General features: G+C 61.4%; 14 protein-coding genes. 8 read left to right on the plus strand and 6 right to left on the minus strand.

All coding sequences use genetic code 11. The annotated features are described in order from the left end of the window. Positions 1 to 11 precede the first annotated feature (11 nt). Positions 12 to 1,508 (minus strand): leucyl aminopeptidase, encoded by a 1,497-nt coding sequence (locus AC02Y0_RS11125; protein ID WP_476378909.1) that lies wholly within the window; start codon positions 1,506 to 1,508, stop codon positions 12 to 14. Positions 1,509 to 1,775: 267 nt separating this feature from the next. Between AC02Y0_RS11125 and AC02Y0_RS11130 the strand changes: the two genes are divergently transcribed. From AC02Y0_RS11130 to rsmA, 6 genes are all read left to right on the plus strand, one after another. Then, on the plus strand, positions 1,776 to 2,942 hold the full coding sequence (locus tag AC02Y0_RS11130; RefSeq protein ID WP_476378911.1) for an LptF/LptG family permease: 1,167 nt from the start codon (positions 1,776 to 1,778) through the stop codon (positions 2,940 to 2,942). After that, positions 2,939 to 4,021: an LPS export ABC transporter permease LptG gene (lptG, locus tag AC02Y0_RS11135; RefSeq protein ID WP_476378913.1), complete on the plus strand. Its 1,083-nt coding sequence runs from the start codon at positions 2,939 to 2,941 to the stop codon at positions 4,019 to 4,021. The genes AC02Y0_RS11130 and lptG overlap by 4 nt, the downstream gene beginning before the upstream one ends. Beyond that, positions 4,021 to 6,354: an LPS-assembly protein LptD gene (locus tag AC02Y0_RS11140; RefSeq protein ID WP_476378915.1), complete on the plus strand. Its 2,334-nt coding sequence runs from the start codon at positions 4,021 to 4,023 to the stop codon at positions 6,352 to 6,354. Before lptG ends, AC02Y0_RS11140 begins: the two co-directional genes overlap by 1 nt. Positions 6,355 to 6,485: 131 nt before the next feature. Beyond that, positions 6,486 to 7,430: a SurA N-terminal domain-containing protein gene (locus AC02Y0_RS11145; protein WP_476378917.1), complete on the plus strand. Its 945-nt coding sequence runs from the start codon at positions 6,486 to 6,488 to the stop codon at positions 7,428 to 7,430. An 18-nt stretch (positions 7,431 to 7,448) separates the two neighbouring features. Further along, positions 7,449 to 8,471 (plus strand): 4-hydroxythreonine-4-phosphate dehydrogenase PdxA, encoded by a 1,023-nt coding sequence (pdxA, locus tag AC02Y0_RS11150; RefSeq protein WP_476378919.1) that lies wholly within the window; start codon positions 7,449 to 7,451, stop codon positions 8,469 to 8,471. Next, the gene (gene rsmA / locus AC02Y0_RS11155; protein ID WP_476378921.1) at positions 8,471 to 9,298 is read left to right on the plus strand and encodes a 16S rRNA (adenine(1518)-N(6)/adenine(1519)-N(6))-dimethyltransferase RsmA; all 828 of its coding nucleotides are present in this window, start codon (positions 8,471 to 8,473) and stop codon (positions 9,296 to 9,298) included. Before pdxA ends, rsmA begins: the two co-directional genes overlap by 1 nt. Positions 9,299 to 9,317: 19 nt before the next feature. On the opposite strand, the gene AC02Y0_RS11160 is transcribed toward rsmA, so the two are convergent. Together AC02Y0_RS11160 and AC02Y0_RS11165 are read right to left on the minus strand one after the other, a co-directional pair. Then, a complete protein-coding gene (locus AC02Y0_RS11160; RefSeq protein ID WP_476378923.1) occupies positions 9,318 to 11,507 on the minus strand; it encodes a methyl-accepting chemotaxis protein in 2,190 nt (729 codons plus the stop codon). 138 nt (positions 11,508 to 11,645) lie between these two features. Beyond that, positions 11,646 to 12,557 carry a choline sulfate utilization transcriptional regulator gene (locus AC02Y0_RS11165; RefSeq protein ID WP_476378925.1) on the minus strand — a complete coding sequence of 304 codons (912 nt, stop codon included), beginning with the start codon at positions 12,555 to 12,557 and terminating at the stop codon, positions 11,646 to 11,648. Positions 12,558 to 12,714: 157 nt separating this feature from the next. Between AC02Y0_RS11165 and choX the strand changes: the two genes are divergently transcribed. Both choX and betC read left to right on the plus strand, forming a co-directional pair. Then, positions 12,715 to 13,614, plus strand: a complete 900-nt coding sequence (gene choX / locus AC02Y0_RS11170) for a choline ABC transporter substrate-binding protein (RefSeq protein WP_476384012.1) — start codon at positions 12,715 to 12,717, stop codon at positions 13,612 to 13,614. Positions 13,615 to 13,656: 42 nt separating this feature from the next. Next, a complete protein-coding gene (betC, locus tag AC02Y0_RS11175; protein ID WP_476384013.1) occupies positions 13,657 to 15,144 on the plus strand; it encodes a choline-sulfatase in 1,488 nt (495 codons plus the stop codon). Between the two features lie 59 nt (positions 15,145 to 15,203). Here the strand turns inward: betC and gmk are convergent, their stop codons facing one another. The 3 genes from gmk to mltG are packed head-to-tail and all read right to left on the minus strand — an operon-like array spanning position 15,204 to position 18,009. Further along, on the minus strand, positions 15,204 to 15,851 hold the full coding sequence (gene gmk, locus AC02Y0_RS11180; RefSeq protein WP_102021411.1) for a guanylate kinase: 648 nt from the start codon (positions 15,849 to 15,851) through the stop codon (positions 15,204 to 15,206). A gap of 3 nt (positions 15,852 to 15,854) precedes the next feature. After that, the gene (locus AC02Y0_RS11185) at positions 15,855 to 16,745 is read right to left on the minus strand and encodes a YicC/YloC family endoribonuclease (RefSeq protein ID WP_476378927.1); all 891 of its coding nucleotides are present in this window, start codon (positions 16,743 to 16,745) and stop codon (positions 15,855 to 15,857) included. 22 nt (positions 16,746 to 16,767) lie between these two features. Next, complete coding sequence (gene mltG / locus AC02Y0_RS11190) at positions 16,768 to 18,009, minus strand: endolytic transglycosylase MltG (RefSeq protein ID WP_476378929.1); 1,242 nt, start codon at positions 18,007 to 18,009, stop codon at positions 16,768 to 16,770. Positions 18,010 to 18,129 lie beyond the last annotated feature (120 nt).

The raw sequence follows: 18,129 nt of genomic DNA on the forward strand, positions 1-18,129 counted from the left end.
CGTCTCCAGGTTCACGATTCGTAATTGGCCCGCACCAACTCGTCGAGCAGGCGAACACCATAGCCGGAGCCCCAGGACTGGTTGATTTCGTCATTCGGTGAGCCCATGGCCGTGCCGGCGATGTCGAGATGCGCCCAGGGCGTATCCTTGACGAAGCGCTTGAGGAACTGGGCGGCCGTGATCGAACCAGCCAGGCGGCCACCGGTGTTCTTCATGTCGGCAAACTTGGAGTCGATCATCTTGTCGTATTCCTTGCCGAGCGGCATGCGCCACAGACGCTCATTGGTCACCTGACCTGCGGTGAGCAGCTTTTCAGAAAGCGTATCGTCATTGGAGAAGAGACCAGCATGCTGGTTGCCGAGGGCAACCGTGATCGCACCCGTGAGGGTTGCGAGATTGATCATGAAGGCCGGTTCGAAGCGATCATTGCAGTACCAGAGCGCGTCGCAGAGCACGAGGCGACCTTCTGCATCCGTGTTGATGACCTCGATGGTCTGGCCCGACATCGAGGTGACGATGTCACCCGGACGCTGGGCATTGCCGTCGGGCATGTTCTCGACGAGGCCGAGGATGCCGATGGCGTTCACCTTGGCCTTGCGGGCCGCAAGCACATGCATCAGGCCGGTGACGGCGGCAGCACCGCCCATGTCGCCCTTCATGTCCTCCATGCCGCCAGCCGGCTTGATCGAGATGCCGCCGGTATCGAAGACGACGCCCTTGCCGACGAAGGCGACCGGCTTGTCCTTGGCCTTGGCCCCCTTCCACTGCATCACCACGAGCCGTGGCGGGCGCACAGAACCCTGCGCCACGCCGAGCAGCGCGCCCATGCCGAGCTTCTTCATTTCCTTTTCGGTGAGGATCTCGATCTCGACACCGAGCTTCTCCAATTCCTTGGCCTTCGCAGCAAATTCCAGGGGCCCGAGGACATTGGCCGGCTCGTTGACAAGGTCGCGTGCCAGGACCACGCCCTCTGCGATGGCTTCGGCCTCGGCGAAGGCTTTCTTCGCACCGGAAGCCTCCGCTGTTACGATCGTGACCTTGACGGACTTCTCGGCCTTCTCTTCCTCGTCATCCGCCTTCTTCTTCGTCTTGTAGGTATCGAACTTGTAGCTGCGCAGCAGCATACCAAGGGCGAAATCGGCAGCCGCCTTGGGGGAAACGTCGATGCCCGGGGCGTCAAGATAGACGACAACGTTCTCCGCCCCCTTGAGCGCGGCGGTCGCCGAGCCGCCCGCCTTCAGCCAGTCGTGGGCAACGAGTCCATCCGGCTTGCCCATGCCGAGGACCACAAGACGATCCAGTGCAGACCCATGCGGTGCAACGATGTCGAGGGTCGAAAGCGCCTTGCCCTTGAACTTGCCGACTTTCGCGGCACGGGCATAGACGCCGGCCGGGTCTGCTTCCATCGCACCTGCCGGCTGCTCCGCCCCGGACGCCGCCAGCAGGATGGCAATGCCTCCGGTCGCAGGATGGGTCTTGGCGAAAGAGATGGCGAGTTTCAACGACATGAGGCACCTTGAATTGGCTTTGTGGGAGATCTTGAGGGATCATGGTCTTTTCCCGAACGATGGCAAGAGTTTGACCAGACATTCCTGCCCCAATCCCCCGATTGCGGCTGCCGTCGTTGAGCGTGTCAGATTTATCGCGGTGGGACAAAAAACGGCCTCAGGAAGCCGGGGAAAATACCATCCGCCGGTCGCCAAATCGCCGCAAGCGTCGTAGAGAAAGCCGATCCTCGGCGCGACGTCTGCGTGTCGCGCCTGCAAGGGAACCCTATGAAGATACTCGAACAATACATTCTGCGACGGGTCGTCCTGATGTTTTTGACAGCGCTGCTCCCGGTGCTGGCGATCATCTGGACCACGCAGGTATTGCAGCGTATTAACCTGGTGACCGATAGCGGACAATCCGTGGGCTCCTTCATGGTGCTCGCCACGATGATCCTGCCCACGATCGTTGCAACCGTGCTGCCCTTCGCACTGGTCATCGGCATTACGCATACGCTGACAACGATGAACAACGATTCGGAACTGGCCGTCATCGATGCGGCCGGGGCGCCGCGCTCCATCATCCAGCGACCGCTGATCCTGCTTGCGGTCGGCCTCAGCTTCTTCTCCTTCATCATGATGGGCTTCGTCGAACCGGCCATGCGCGTCAACGTGCGCACGATGATCGCCACCGCCTATGCCGACCTCCTGTCATCTGTCATCGAGGAGAAGACGTTCCGACAGATCGAGCCGGGCCTCTATGTCCAGATTTCCGAACGCCAGTCGGGCCGGACGATGAAGGGCCTGCTTGTTGCCGATTCCCGCGACCCGGCCTCTGAACTGATTTATTACGCCCGCGAAGGGGCAGTGGACGAGAGCGGCAAATCGCTCGTCATGCAGGACGGTGAGGTGCAGCGGAAGGCGCCCAATGGCGACGTCACCGTCATCCGCTTCGACCGCTACGCCTTCGACCTTTCCGATCTCTCTGAAGAACGCGGCCAGGCCCGCTTTGGCGCGAAGGACCGCGATCTCTTCTACCTGATGGATCCGGATCGGCTCGATGAGCGCTACATCAGCAAGCCGAGTGATTTCAGCGCCGAACTGCACCGCCGCGTGAGCACGTCGTTCTTCCCGCTCGTCTTTGCTTTGCTAAGCTTGATGATGTGCGGCGATGCCCGCTCCCATCGCGAGGCGCGACTGCACCCCATGGCGTCGGCGCTGATCATGGCCCTCACCTTGTTTTGGGCGTCCAACTATTTGACCTCGCTCGCCGAGGCATCGACCGCGTTCATCCCGCTCCTGTACCTTTTGCCTCTGGCAAGTGGGGGGGCTGCCGCCTTCATGCTGGCCACGAACCGTAGCCCGAAGCTGCCCAAGCCGATCTCAGCGCTTATCGACAGCGCCATGGCAATGACGCAGAAGCGGCTTGGTGCAGGCACCCGAGGTGCTGCATGATCTGGACGCTTGGCCTCTATTTCTTCAGACGCTACATGCTCACCTCGCTGTGGTTTCTCCTCGGCGTGATCTCGATCACCTATCTAATCGATTTCACCGAAACCTCGCGCCGGTTCGACAGCCTTCCGGGCTATTCGGTGACCGGCGTGCTTTACCTGACTGCGCTGCGCCTGCCGCTCATTCTGCAGCAGACCATACCCTTCATCGGCCTATTCGTCGGCATGGCGACGCTCATCTCGCTGAACAGAAAGTCCGAACTGGTCGTTGCACGCGCCGCCGGCATTTCCGTCTGGCAGTTCATGGCACCGTTCCTCATCGGCGCCACGCTGATCGGATTAGCCACGACCCTGTTTATCAATCCGCTGGCCGCCTGGGGCGAACGCCAGGGTGCGGAACTCGAGACCAAATGGCGCGGAACCGAAAACAGTACCAAGCCCACCCCTATCCCGTGGCTGCGGCAATCGAGCGGCGGCAACGACCTCGCTCTTGGCGCGCGTGCCGTTCTTGAGGACGGCAGCCTGCTGGTCGATGCCGTGCTGTTGCACTTCGATCAGGACGGTCGCATCGTCCTTCGGCAGGATGCACGCACAGCCAAATTGAAAGATGGTTACTGGATGCTTACCGACGTGCTGGAGACACGTCCCGGGGAGATCCAAACGCGCCTGGCGGAGACGCGCGTTGCCACCAACCTCAATGAGGAATTTGTCCAGCAGCGGCTCGCCAAACCGGAAAGCGTTGCTTTTTATGATCTATTTCAGAAAATTGAAGTTGCCCGGTCCTTCGGCATCTCTCCGCATGCTCTGGAGACACAATTTCATTCCCTGCTTTCGCTGCCGTTCCTGATGGTTGCAATGACGTTGATTGCGGCAACCGTTTCGCTGAAATTCAGCCGTATCAACCAATCGCGGACGGTGATTCTCGGTGGAATATTGTCAGGCTTCGTGCTTTATGTTGTCACAGTGCTCGTCAGGGCATTCGGAAGCAGCGGCGTCATGCCGCCATATGTTGCGGCCTGGGTCCCAGTTGTCGTAGCGATGGCATTGGGGGCAACGATTCTGCTTCACAAGGAGGATGGTTAGTGGCGGTAAAAGACCGCGGGAATATCAGGAGGCTCTCGGTAGCCCTGCTGACCAGTGTCGCTGTGTGCGCGTTGCCGCTCACCGCGCCTCTCGTGCATGCGCAGAGCCTGTCGGACTCAGCGTCCACGGCAGGTCAACTCCCTGATGACGCGAAGCTGCTTCTGGCAGCCAATGAACTTGTTTATGACCGTGATGCCGAGCGCGTTGTCGCGAACGGCGCGGTGCAGATCAATTATGCGGGCTACCAGATGGTGGCCCGGCAAGTCGTGTATGACCAGAAGACTGGTCGCGTGACCGCGGCCGGAAATATCGAACTGGTGGAACCGACCGGCAACCGCATCTATGCGGACTCGCTCGACGTCACGGACAACTTCTCCGATGGCTTCCTGAGGGCCCTGCGGGTCGAAACGACTGACAATACCCGCCTCGTCGCCGAGAGCGCCGAGCGCGTGGGCGGCACTCAGATGATCCTGCACAAGGGTGTCTATACCGCCTGCCTTCCTTGCGCCGAAAATCCGTCTCGCCCGCCGATTTGGCAGGTCAAGGCAGAGCGCGTGGTCCAGGACGGCCAGAAGAAGACCGTTCGCCTCGAAAAGGCGCGCTTCGAACTCTTCGGACGTTCGATTGCCACCCTCCCCTTCATCGAAGTCCCGGACAACACGGTGAAGCGGAAGTCCGGCTTCTTGTTCCCGGAATTCCGTTCCGGTGAGAATGTCGGCTTCGGGATTTCGGTTCCTTACTACATCGCCATTGCGCCGGATCGCGACGCGACGATCACGACAACCGGCTTCAGCGCACAGGGCGTTCTTCTGGAAGGGGAACTGCGTCAGCGCTTCGAAAAGGGTCAGGCAAGCCTGCGCCTCGCCGGCATCAGCCAGATGAACACCGACAGCTTCACTGCCGGCACCAGCGACGCCGAGCGCGATTTCCGAGGCCTCGTCGCGTCCAAGGGCGATTTCAAGATCAATCCGCGCTGGTCTTTCGGTTGGGACGTCATGTTCCAGACCGACAACAACTTTGCCCGTACCTACGGTGTCGAAGGATTGAACAATTCGACCAACACCAACACGGTTTACCTGACCGGCGTCGGCGAGCGCAATTTCTTCGACATGCGCAGCTACTATTTCGACGTTCAGGACGCCGATCTGAACGACACTGCCGAAAAGAAGCAGGCGACCGTTCTGCCTGTCATCGACTACAGCTATTACGCGCCTGAACTCGTGGCAGGCGGCCAGCTGTCAGGTACCCTGAACTTCACCTCACTGTCGCGCTTCTCTGGTGAAGCCGCCGATACAAATGGTGACGGCACCAACGACGTCTATCGTGGTCTCAAGGGTAACATGAACCGCCTTTCGGGCGAGCTCGCATGGGAACGCACGTTTGACGGCCCGGGTGGCATTCAGATCACCCCGCTGCTCGCGGCGCGCGGTGATGTCTTCGGCCTGGCGATGGATAGCCCGACGGATTACACGGGCGGATACACGTCCAACGACGCACCGGCACGCGGCCTGCTGACGGCCGGTGTTGAGGTCCGCTATCCCTGGCTGATCACCACCGACAATAGTTCGCATATCATCGAACCGATCGCGCAGATCTATGCGCGCAACGACGAGAACTATGCTGGGCAGTTGCCGAACGAGGATTCGCAGAGCCTGGTCTTCGACGCCAGCAACCTCTTCTCGCGCAACAAGTTCTCTGGCTTCGACCGTGTCGAGGGTGGAACGCGTGCAAATGTCGGCATGCGTTATACCGGAAGCTTCGACAATGGCGTCGGTGTGCGCGCGGTCATCGGTCAGTCTTATCATCTGGCTGGCCTGAACTCATATGCAACCGACGACCTGCTTGCTGTCGGTACCGATTCCGGTCTGGAAACGGACGTGTCGGACTTCGTGGCATCTGCTGGTTTCGAACTGCCAATCGGTCTGTCGCTGAGCGCTGGCGTACGGCTCGACGAAAAGTCGCTTGAAGTGCGCCGGACCGACCTCAACGCGACCTATGCACAGGAGCGCTTCGAGACGAGCCTGACCTTCACGCAGGTGGACGCCCGTCCGGAATACTCGTTTGACAACGACAATCAGACGGTCACGAGCTCGTCGACGGTCAAGGTCAATCAGAACTGGTCGGTGTTCGGTTCGGTCAACTACGATATCGACGCCAATGTCTTCAACCGCCGCAGCGTCGGGATCTCGTATGCCGACGAATGCACGGTCTTCTCGATCGCCTATTCGGACAAATACGATCCGAATGCGGAGACCGCGAACGACTGGACAATTGGCGGCAAGTTGGTCTTCCGCACGCTTGGCGAGATCAATCTCAGCGACACGTCGTTTTGAGTGATGCAGCACCACTTCGGTGGAGGTCATTGTTTCGCCGCACGGATTGTGCAATCCGTGCGGTAGTTCTAAAATCCATGGCAAAGACATAGATCCGGGCGGAGACTTATCCTCCGGAGAAAGGATGACAGATGGCCAATGCGAAAAAGGGCACCAGTCTGCTGCTTGCCGGCGTTATCGCGCTGTCTCTCAGCGTGGGCCCCACTCCGATGGTCGCGCCTGTACAGGCTGCGACATCCGTGGTTGCCGTCGTCAACAAGACCGCGATCACGAGCGGCGATGTTTCCCGCCGCGCCGCCTTCCTTAGACTGCAGCGCCGCAGCGGCAACCTGCAGAAGATTGCCAAGGACGAACTGGTCAACGAAGCGCTGAAGCGCGAGGAAATCGCCCGCGTCGGTATGTCGGTCAGCACGTCTGACGTCGACGCCTCCTTCGAACGGTTCGCGACATCGAACAAGATGTCGGTCTCCCAGCTGAATTCCGTGCTTGATCAGGCCGGTGTGGGCGCTGCCCATTTCAAATCCTTCATCGCGGTTTCGATGAGCTGGCCGCGCCTCGTGAACGCTCGTTATGGCGCCGGCTCCCGCGGTCGCCTTTCGAACCAGGACCTCGTGACACGCCTGCTTGAGAACAAGCAGAAGCCCGTGACGACCGAATACTTCCTGAAGCAGGTTGTCTTCGTGGTCCCGGCTTCGAAGAAGGGCATCGTTGGCAAGCGCAAGGCTGAGGCCGAGAAGTCGCGCGCCTCGTTCCCGGGCTGCGATCAGGCCATGGAATTCGCCAAGAACTATCTTGACGTTTCGATCCGCAATCTCGGCCGCGTTCTGGAACCGGAACTGCCGCCGGAATGGAAGCCGCTCATCGAGAAGGCCAATGGCGGCACGACGGGTACGCGCGTCACGGAACGTGGCGTGGAGTATCTCGCCATCTGCAATCAGCGCCAGGTATCGGACGACGTCGCCGCTGAAGTCGTGTTCCGCGCCGAAGATCTCGGCAAGGAACAGCAGGACGAAAATCCGAATTCAGACAAATATCTCGAAGAGCTGCGCTCCAAGGCCCAGATCGTCCTGCAATAAGCGGCGAAAGGCCGATCCATGACCGATGGCGTGCTACCGCTCGCGCTTACCCAGGGCGACCCGGCCGGCATAGGGCCTGATATCGCCCTGCAAGCCTGGCTCAAGCGGGGCGAGATCAGCTTGCCGCCCTTCCTCTACATTGGCGATCCCGCGGTACTTGAGGTGCGCGCTCGCTTGCTTGAGCTGGATGTCAGGATCGAGGAAACGGATGCTGCGCATGCCTGCGAGGTGTTCGACAGGGCTGTGCCGGTGCTCGCCATCAAGACCGGGGTCGATGTTCTCGCGGGCAAGCCGCATGTCGCAAATGCCCGCGGAACGATTAGCGCCATAGAGACCGCCGTCTCCCTCTGCCTTGCCGCGGAGGTGCGTGCCGTCGTCACCAATCCAATCGCAAAATCTGTTCTCTACGAGGCGGGCTTCGGCTTTCCTGGCCATACCGAATTTCTGGCTGACCTCGCAGCTAAAGCCACAGGCGAAAGCGTTCTGCCGGTGATGATGCTTGCAGGCCCCAAGCTGAAGGCCGTGCCGGTCACGATCCACATTCCGATCAAGGATGTGCCGGACGCCCTGAACGAAGAACTCATCGTCGATACCTGCCGCATCGTCGCCCGGGATCTCACCGACCGCTTCGGCTTGACCGCGCCGCGGCTCGCGGTTGCCGGGCTCAACCCGCATGCGGGTGAAGGCGGGGCAATCGGACATGAGGATGACGACATCATTCATCCGGCTATCCGACGCCTTCGCGAAGAAGGGATCGATGCCTTTGGGCCCCTGCCCGCCGACACGATGTTCCATGACGATGCCCGCAGCCGTTATGACGTGGCGATCTGCATGTATCATGATCAGGCGCTGATCCCGGCCAAGGCGCTCGGCTTCGACGACAGCGTCAACGTCACGCTCGGCCTGCCGTTCATTCGCACGTCCCCTGATCACGGCACCGCCTTCGGTCTTGCCGGTACTGGATTTGCCAAGGAAAAAAGCCTCATTGCCGGGCTTGAACTGGCGGACCGTATGAGCATCGCCAAGGACGCATCCCGCTAATGGCTGCACTCGACGGACTGCCACCGCTACGCGATGTCATCGCGCGCCATGGGCTCGATGCCAAGAAGGCACTCGGCCAGAACTTTATCCTGGACCTGAACCTGACGCAGAAGGTAGCCCGCACCGCCGGCTCTCTCGAAGGGGCCACGGTTATCGAAGTCGGCCCCGGGCCGGGCGGATTGACCAGGGCGATCCTGGCACTCGGCGCCAAGAAGGTGGTCGCCATCGAGCGCGACCCGCGCTGCCTGCCGGCGCTCCAGGAAATTAGTGACCACTACCCGGGACGCCTCGAGGTGATCGAGGGGGACGCGCTGAAGATCGATTTCCGGGACCTCGCCAACGGCGAACCGGTCAAGATCATCGCCAACCTGCCCTACAATGTCGGGACGCAGCTGCTCGTCAACTGGCTACTGCCGGCGCAGTGGCCGCCCTTCTGGCAGTCACTGACCCTGATGTTCCAGAAGGAAGTCGGCCAGCGGATCGTGGCGCGTGAGGACGACAATCACTACGGCCGGCTCGGTGTGCTTTGCGGCTGGCGGACTGAGGCCCACATGGCCTTCGACATTCCCCCGCAGGCCTTCACACCGCCACCCAAGGTGACCTCGACCGTCGTGCATCTCGAGCCAATCGAGAAACCCCTGCCCTGCGATGCCGACAAGCTCGAGAAGGTGACGCTCGCGGCCTTCGGACAGCGCCGCAAGATGCTGAGGCAAAGCCTCAAGCCGATCGGTGGGGAAGCGCTGCTCGCGCGTGCAGAGATAGATCCTCAACGCCGAGCCGAAACGCTCAGCGTCGAGGAATTCTGCCGGCTCGCCAATCTGGTCTGATTCGGTGGCGAGCGTTATCTCAGGCGGCCTGGCGGCCGCGCTGACGGTTTTCGTTTCCAGGCAGTTTGAAGAGCGCGATCTGCGCATTCAGACGGTCAGCTTCAGCCGCCACGCTTGACGTGGCTGCACTCGCCTCTTCCACCATGGCTGCGTTCTGCTGCGTTACCTGGTCCATCTGGCTCACGGCCTGGCTGATCTCGTTCAGCGCTCCGGATTGCTCCTGCGCTGCCGAAACGATCGCTGTCACGCGTTCATTGATCTTCATGACATGCTCTTCGATGCCCTTCAGCGTTTCGCCAGTTTCGTTGACCAGGCGAACGCCCGCTTCGACCTCCTGGGCCGAACGATTGATCAGGGACTTGATCTCCCGGGCGGCGTTGGCGGAGCGTTGAGCAAGTTCACGCACTTCCTGAGCCACGACGGCGAAGCCCCTGCCGGCTTCTCCTGCGCGGGCTGCCTCGACCCCGGCGTTCAGGGCCAGCAGGTTGGTCTGGAAGGCGATCTCGTCGATCACGCTGATGATCTGGCCGATCTGGCCGGACGACTGCTCGATGTGATGCATCGCCTTGACCGTATCGGAGACGACGGAGCCGGACTTCTGAGCGGTGATGGTTGCCTCGCGCACCAGTTGACCGGCCTCCTGGGCCTGTTGGGTCGAGCTCGACATAGCCGTGGTGATCTGGCTGATCGAGGCCGATGCTTCCTCGAGCGCTGCGGCCTGTCGCTCCGTGCGGCGGGCAAGATCGTCTGCCGCGAGCTGCAGTTCCTGCGAGCCTCCGTGCAATTGGCCTGTGCTCTGGCGGATCGTAGACATGACGCCGCAGAGGCGCTCCATGGAGCCATTGAAGCTGGTGCGAAGAGGATCGAGGGATTCGGCAAAGGGCTCCGAAAGACGATAACCGATCTCGCCTGAAGACAGGGCATCGAGACCGCTGGCCAGTTGGTCGACAGCGAAAGCAATCTCGGCGGCCCGCTCGGCGCGTTCGCGCACAGCCTCCAACTCGGCGGCACGCTTGATGCGCTCGGCCGCTTCCTGCTCCTCCCGCTCCTTCATCATGCGGGCCTTGGCCAGCGCGATGTATTCGGTGACGGCGCGGCCCATTTGGCCGATTTCGTCCTTGCTGTCCGACTGGATCGTATCGACCTCGACCTGCCCCTTCGCGAGATCGTTCATCGTCCGCGTCAAGCGGCGCAGTGGTCGAACGACGGTCAGCGACAGCGACATGGCGAAGAAGCAGGCGAAGGTCAGAACCGAACCGGTGATCCCAGCGACGCGAAGCAGATGGTGATACTCCTCGTCCGCCATACCCTTGGCCTGGACCACGATCGTGCCCAGCGTCTCGTTTTCCAACTCCTTCAACCGCTCGATCCGGTGAGCCGAGCGCTCGAGCCATTCACCGCTGTCGAGGGTGCTGAGGTCAGCCGTGAGACCACCCAACATCATCTGGGCGCGAATTGCCTCCACGGCATCGGCGTCTGGTGTGTGCAAGGACTGTTTGTAGCGCTCGCGCTCCTCGTCGGGCAGCAATTCAAGATACTGGCCGATCAGCGATGTCTGCGAGCCAAACATTCCAATGAAGTCGAAGTAGTGGGCCTCGTCGAACTTGCCCTGCGAAATGAAGGTGTGGCCGAGATTCTGCTCCTGGCCCGCCACTTCCTTGGCGTTCATCAGAAGGTTGTAGGCCATCATCTTGCCGACAACGCCCCTGGCGCCTGCCACCAACGAGAATTCGCGCGAGACATTCATCAGGCGATGCACGAGGTCCGTATAATAGACGAACACCTCGGTTGGCGGGATGGTGAGAGCATCGGTTGCAGACCGGATCTGTGGCAGCTTGGCCAGTACGACCGCCAGTTCTTCCTCGTGGCGGATCAGGGTTGGATCCCCTTCAGCCTTCATGTCTTCGAGGACATGATCCATCTCACTCAATGCGGGAGCGGCCTTTGCGCGCATCGCTTCGAGCTCGGGACCATGTTGCTTGCCCTTGGAAGCGAGGAGGCCAACCGCCTCTGCGCGCTCACCCTGCAGCGCATGTACGAGATCGCCGATCACGCCGAGGTCGGCGCTGACGACGCCCAGATGGCGTGCGTGCTGATAGGCGGAAAAGGTGGTGTTGACTTCGACATAGGCCAGCCCCGCCAGCGCCACCAGCGGGATGGCAAGTGCCACCGCCAGGCGCCAGGTAACAGAAACATCCGTCAATCGCATTTCGATCCCCAGCATTCGATGTGCGGCCCCACACGGTTCCGCAACTATAGCGTCAGGACGATGATGCAATACAATGGTTAAACATTAGTCATACTTGAATTACGCAAGTTGAGCGATCACGAAATTTCTTCCCCGTGGTCAGTCAGCGAGCCGATCACCGCCGGTGATTGCCGCCTCCTGAACCAGCCAGCTCGCAAGGTGCGAAACCGCATCGTTCTTGCTGCCAGATACCAGCCAATATCCACGTCCGGGCACAGAGGCTATTTCGCCTGCCACCACGAGCAGGTTGGCGTCCAGCAGATCATCGACGAGACCGAGCCATCCGAGCGCCACGCCTTGGCCTGCCATGGCTGCCTGAATGACAAGAGCGTAAGTATTGAAGCGCAGGTCACCCGGCCGCTCCTGGTCGTTCTCGGCCAGCCCCTGCCGTGCGAGATAAGCGGGCCAGTCGAGCCAGGGGGAAATGTTTTCTGCCTCCAGATGGATCAGCGGTCCCTGTTCGACAGAAGAAATATCAGGCAGACGCCCGGACTGGCTTGGAGTGCAAACGGGTACCACCCGCTCGGGCATCAGCAAGGTGGCACCAGGGCCGAACTCGCTCCCCGTGCCAAAGGCAACCGCCAGATCGGCATCCTCGCGCCAATGGTGCCCGAGGCGCTGGGTGGCCACGATCTGCAGGTCGATATCGGGATATCTCTGCCGGAAGGCGTGCATGCGCGGGATGAGCCACAGGCTTGAGAAAGCGTAGTCCGTGGCCAAACGCACGGTCGGGCGGCGACGCGCGGCCCGCAAGCTTCTCTGAAGGCTGTCCACTTCCGACACGGTGCGCTCGGCGATGGCCAGCAGGCGCTGCCCCTCCTCGGTAAAGCGCACACCCCGATGCAGCCGCTGCAGGAGCGGCAGACCGAACCGCTGCTCCAACAACCGGATCTGATAGCTGACAGCCGGTTGAGACAGACCGAGCGCCTCGGCGGCAGCAGATAGCGAGCCCTTCCGGCCGACTTCCACGAGCAGGCGCATCCAGGCGAGATCGACCAGAGGCTCAGACATCAATCTTACTTATGCCAGACATCAAAAATCTCCTGCTTCACAGGCAAGTGCCGCGCCTCTTCAATAACGACAGACAATACCACAAAAAGAGGGAACCACTATGCGCACGACATTGAACCATCGCACGGGTCTTAGCGGCCTTGCCGGCCTGGCCCTGATGCTCCTCGCCACGACCGCAGCAGCTGCAGATGCGGAAAGCTGCAAGACCGTCCGCCTCTCGGATCCGGGCTGGACCGACATCACCGCGACGAACGGCGTTGCCTCCGTTGTGCTGGAAGCGCTCGGCTACCAGCCTGATGTCAAGACGCTCTCCGTGCCGATCGGCTACCAGTCGATGAAGAACGGCGAGATCGACGTTTTCCTCGGCAACTGGATGCCGGCGCAGCAGGCCTTCATCGACGACCTGAATGCGGCCAAGGCCGTCGAAATCCTGGCGAAGAACCTCGAGGGCGCGAAGTTCACGCTCGCCGTGCCAACCGCGACGGCCGAAAAGGGCATCAAGGATTTCGCCGACCTCGGCAAGAACCCGGATGAATTCGAGAGCAAGATCTACGGCATCGAGCCAGGCGCGCCGGCAAACGCCAATATCCAGAAGATGATCGACGCCGGCGAATTCGGTCTCAAGGGCTGGGAACTGGTCGAATCGGGTGAGCAGGCCATGCTGGCCCAGGTCGAGCGCGCGACAAAGGAAGGCAAAGGCGTCGTCTTCCTCGCCTGGGCGCCACATCCGATGAACGAGCGCTTCCCGCTTACCTATCTCTCTGGCGGCGACGCCTATTTCGGTCCGAATTTCGGCGGTGCCGAAGTCTACACTCTGGGGCGGACCGGCTGGAGCGAAACCTGCCCGAATACTGCGACGCTCTTCAAGCAGATGACCTTCGACGTCTCCATGGAGAACGTGCTGATGGGCGAAATCCTCGGCGGCAAGGACTCCAAGGAGGCCGCTTCGGCATGGCTGAAGGCCAATCCGGGCGTGCTCGACAGCTGGCTGAAGGGCGTGACCACGCTGGATGGCCAGCCGGGCGATGCGGCGGTCAAGTCGGCTCTCGGTCTCTGAGGTCTGACACTCGTGACCTCACGCCCCAACATTCTGATCCTGATGGTGGATCAGTTCAACGGGACCTTCTTTCCGGATGGTCCCGCTGATTTCCTGCATGCCCCCAATCTGGCAAATCTGGCGAAGCGCTCCGTGCGCTTCGCCAACACTTACACCGCAAGCCCGCTCTGTGCGCCGGCTCGTGCCTCTTTCATGTCGGGGCAATTGCCGAGCCGGACGCGCGTCTATGACAATGCGGCAGAGTTCGCTTCCGACATTCCGACCTTCGCCCACCACCTGCGGGCGGCCGGTTACCAGACCAGCCTTTCCGGCAAGATGCATTTCGTCGGACCGGACCAGTTGCATGGCTTCGAAGAGCGGCTGACGACGGACATATACCCCGCCGATTTCGGCTGGACGCCCGACTATCGCAAGCCGGGTGAGCGCATCGACTGGTGGTATCACAATCTCGGCTCCGTCACGGGCGCCGGCGTTGCCGAGATTACCAACCAGATGGAGTATGACGACGAGGTCGCCTACAACGCCACGCGCCGGCTCTACGACCTGTCACGCGGCCATGACGAACGCCCCTGGTGCCTGACGGTGAGCTTCACCCATCCGCATGACCCTTACGTTGCGCGGCGGAAATACTGGGATCTCTACGAGGGCTGCGAGGCCCTTCAGCCGAGCGTTCCCGCCATCCCCTATGACGAACAGGATCCGCATTCGCAGCGCCTCCTGGATGCCTGCGACCACCTTGCCTTTGACATCACAGACGAGAACGTTGCGCGGGCCCGCCAGGGCTACTTCGCCAACATCTCTTATGTCGACGACAAGATCGGCGAAATCCTCGACGTGCTCGAACGCACGCGGATGGCGGACAATACCGTCATCCTCTTCGTCTCCGACCATGGCGACATGCTCGGTGAGCGAGGTCTCTGGTTTAAGATGAACTTCTTCGAGGGCTCGGCGCGGGTTCCGATGATGATGGCGGTCCCGGGTGTCGAGGGACGGCTGGTGACGACGCCCGTTTCGACGCTCGACGTCACGCCGACGCTGGCCGGCCTTGCCGGCATCGATATATCCACAATTCTCGACTGGACCGATGGCGAAGATCTGATGCCACTCGCAACGGGAACCGGTGGGCGGGGCATGGTGCCCATGGAGTATGCTGCCGAGGGGACGGTCAGTCCGATGATCGGGTTGCGGAACGAACGCTACAAGCTGACGCTCTGCGAGGCGGATCCACCGATCCTGGCGGACCTTGAGGCCGATCCCTATGAGTTGACCAATCTCGCAGAGGATCCCGCTGCGGCCGAGATCTTCGAAGCACTGAGCGATGAAGCCTCAAGGCGTTGGGATCTGTCGCGCTTCGATGCGGCGGTGCGCGAAAGCCAGGCGCGTCGGCACATCGTCTACGCGGCGCTGCGCAACGGGGCCTATTTCCCCTGGGACTACCAGCCGCTGCAAAAGGCGTCCGAGCGCTACATGCGCAACCACATGGACCTGAACATTCTCGAAGAAAGTCAGCGCTTCCCGCGAGGCGAATGAAAAAGAAAAAGGGCGGCCGAGTAATCAGGCCGCCCTTTGCAATTCAGAGATCGCAGGTCTCAGGCGATCAGGCCCTCGACGAAATCGAACAGGCCATGGCGGCGGTCGCGGCGCAGGCGCTCGGCCTTGACGATCGACTGGACGGCATCGAAGGCCGAATTCAGGTCGTCGTTGACGATGACATAGTCATATTCGCGCCAATGGGCGATCTCGGCGCGGGAATTGTTGAGACGGGTCTGGATGACCTCTTCCGTATCCTCCGCACGACGATGCAGACGCGACTGCAGTTCGGCCATGGTCGGCGGCAGGATGAAGATGGAGACGACATCGGCCGACATCTTGTCCTGCAGCTGCTGGGCACCCTGCCAGTCGATGTCGAAGAGCATGTCGCGGCCCTCACCCATCGCGGTCTCCACGGCTTCACGGGGCGTGCCGTAGTAGTTGCCATGGACCTCAGCCCATTCGAGCAGCGAGTCACTGTCGCGCAGGCGCTCAAACTCCCGCTGGGAAACGAAGTGGTAGTGAACACCCTCGATCTCGCTCTGGCGACGCTGACGGGTCGTCACGCTGACGGAAAGGCTGATCTGCTGGTCGCGGTCCATCAGGGTGCGGGCAATGGTCGACTTTCCTGCACCCGAGGGCGAGGAAATCACGAGCATCAGGCCGCGCCTTGCGATCTTGACGGATTGAGGGGCGGCAGCGGCCATGGACTACTCCAGATTCTGAACCTGTTCGCGGAATTGGTCGATGACGACCTTCAATTCGATGCCGGCGGCGGTGACCGCGACGGCATTGGATTTGGAACAGATAGTATTTGATTCTCGGTTAAATTCCTGCGCCAGGAAATCGAGTTTGCGACCCACCGGACCGCCAGCTGCCAGCAGTTCCCGGGCGGCTGTCACATGCGCCTTCAGGCGGTCGATTTCTTCGCGCAGATCCGCCTTGGTGGCGATCAGAGCGATTTCCTGATGGAGGCGGTCGCGGTCGAGGCCTGACGTCGTGTCCATCAGCGCCGCGAGCTGCGTTTCGAGCCTGCGGGCGATCTCATCCGGTGTCCGGGAGGGATCTGCCTCAATCTGAAGTGCCAAGTCCTCGATCTTGGTGACCTGCTCTTCGAGGATACGGCGGAGTGCTGCCCCTTCGGTCGTGCGCATGTCGGCGAGCGCCGTGATTGCACGATCGAGGCCGGCCAGAATATCGGCCTCGCGGACAGCAATCGCCTCGGCATCATCGGTTGCCTCACGCATATCGACGAGGCCACGAATGGAGAGGAGCGTGTCGAGCCGCAGAGGTGCCGGGTCGAGGACATCGGGGCCGAGCTGGTCACGCAGTGCGAGAACTGCGGCAAGCGCATCCCGATTCAACACGGCCTCGACACGGTTTTCGCTCACCGTGACGCTGAGGCCGATCTGCAGGTTGCCGCGGGTCAGCCGCTCGCCGGCCAACCGGCGAACATCGGTTTCGAGCGCCTCATGGCCCTGCGGCAGGCGCGCGCGCAGGTCCAGGCCCTTGCCGTTGACGGAACGGAGTTCCCAGGCCCAGCGGTAACGCCCCGACGAGCCCTCGACACGGGCAAAGCCCGTCATGGATTGCAGTGTCATGCCCCGCCCCTTAACGCCGGTCTCAATTGTTCGCCGTCGGATCGACTTCCGGGTCGACATCCAGCGTCGCCGGCGGCGTCTGGGCGCGTTCGGCCTCGATCTTGCGCCAGCGGCGCACATTCGCGTTGTGCTCCTGCAGCGTCGGCGCAAAGGCGTGCCCGCCGGAGCCGTCAGCCACGAAGTAAAGGTCTTCCGTCTTCCACGGGTGAGCGACAGCTTCGAGAGCGGCGCGACCGGGATTTGCAATCGGACCCGGCGGCAGGCCCTTGATCACATAGGTGTTGTAGGGCGTTTCCTTGCGGATATCAGACTGGAAGATCGGACGGTCAGCCGGTTTGCCATCGCCGCCGAAGAGACCGTAGATGATTGTCGGGTCGGACTGCAGGCGCATGCCCTTGTTCAGACGGTTGATGAAGACCGAGGCCACATGGGCGCGCTCGTCGTCCTTGCCCGTTTCCTTCTCGACGATGGAGGCGAGCGTGACGAACTCTTCCTTGGTCTCCACCGGCAGGTCCGGATCCCGCTTTTCCCAGATCTGATCGATCAGGCGTTCCTGGGCCGCGCGCATCTGGGTGACGATCTCGGCGCGGTTCGTGCCGCGAGTGAACTTGTAGGTATCCGGGCGCAGGCTGCCTTCCGGCGGAAGCTCAGCCGGCAGGTCGCCCTCAAGCACCGTATCGGCGGCAAGGCGCTGGAACATCTGCTTGACGGTCAGGCCTTCCGGGAAGGACACCGAATAGAGGATCGACTTGCCGGATTCGAGCAGCGCCGTGATCTCCTTCATCGAGGAGCCGGCCTTGATCTCATACTCACCCGCCTTCAGCGTCTGGCCATCCTGAAGATAGGTGGTCGTGACGTAACGGTAGATGCGCGCATCCGAGACGATGCCGTTGCGCTCCAGGTTGTTGGCGATCTCGGCAAGGCCCGCCCCACTGCGCACCACGAAATTGGAGTTTGCGGCAAGCGGTCCCGGCTTCTGATAACTGTCCATCACGTAGAAGAAGCCGGCTACGGCCACCACGCAGACGAAGACCGCCATGGTCATCAGGAAGTTGAAGAAGATCACCACTTGGCTGCGCGCCTTGCGCGACCGGCGCGGCGGCTGCGGCACGCGCTCGGGACGCAGCGCCTCATTGGGCGACTTCGGAATAAAGGGTCCCTTGCCCGGCTGGGTATCGGCATCGCGGCCGAAGGAGACACCGTTGTTCTGGCTACCGCCGTTCTGGCTGTTGTCGGTCACCGGCAATCCTTCTTTGTTTCGCATTCGCGGCTGTTTCGTCCAGCAATGCGGCAAAATCCGGGTCGTCGTCCGGCGCGGGCGCGCCGGGCGTTGGGATGATTTCTATCCACAGACAGTGGCGGCGGGCAAGAGCATGCCGCCGTC

This window comes from Allorhizobium sp. nf9_anc (genome assembly GCF_056323085.1).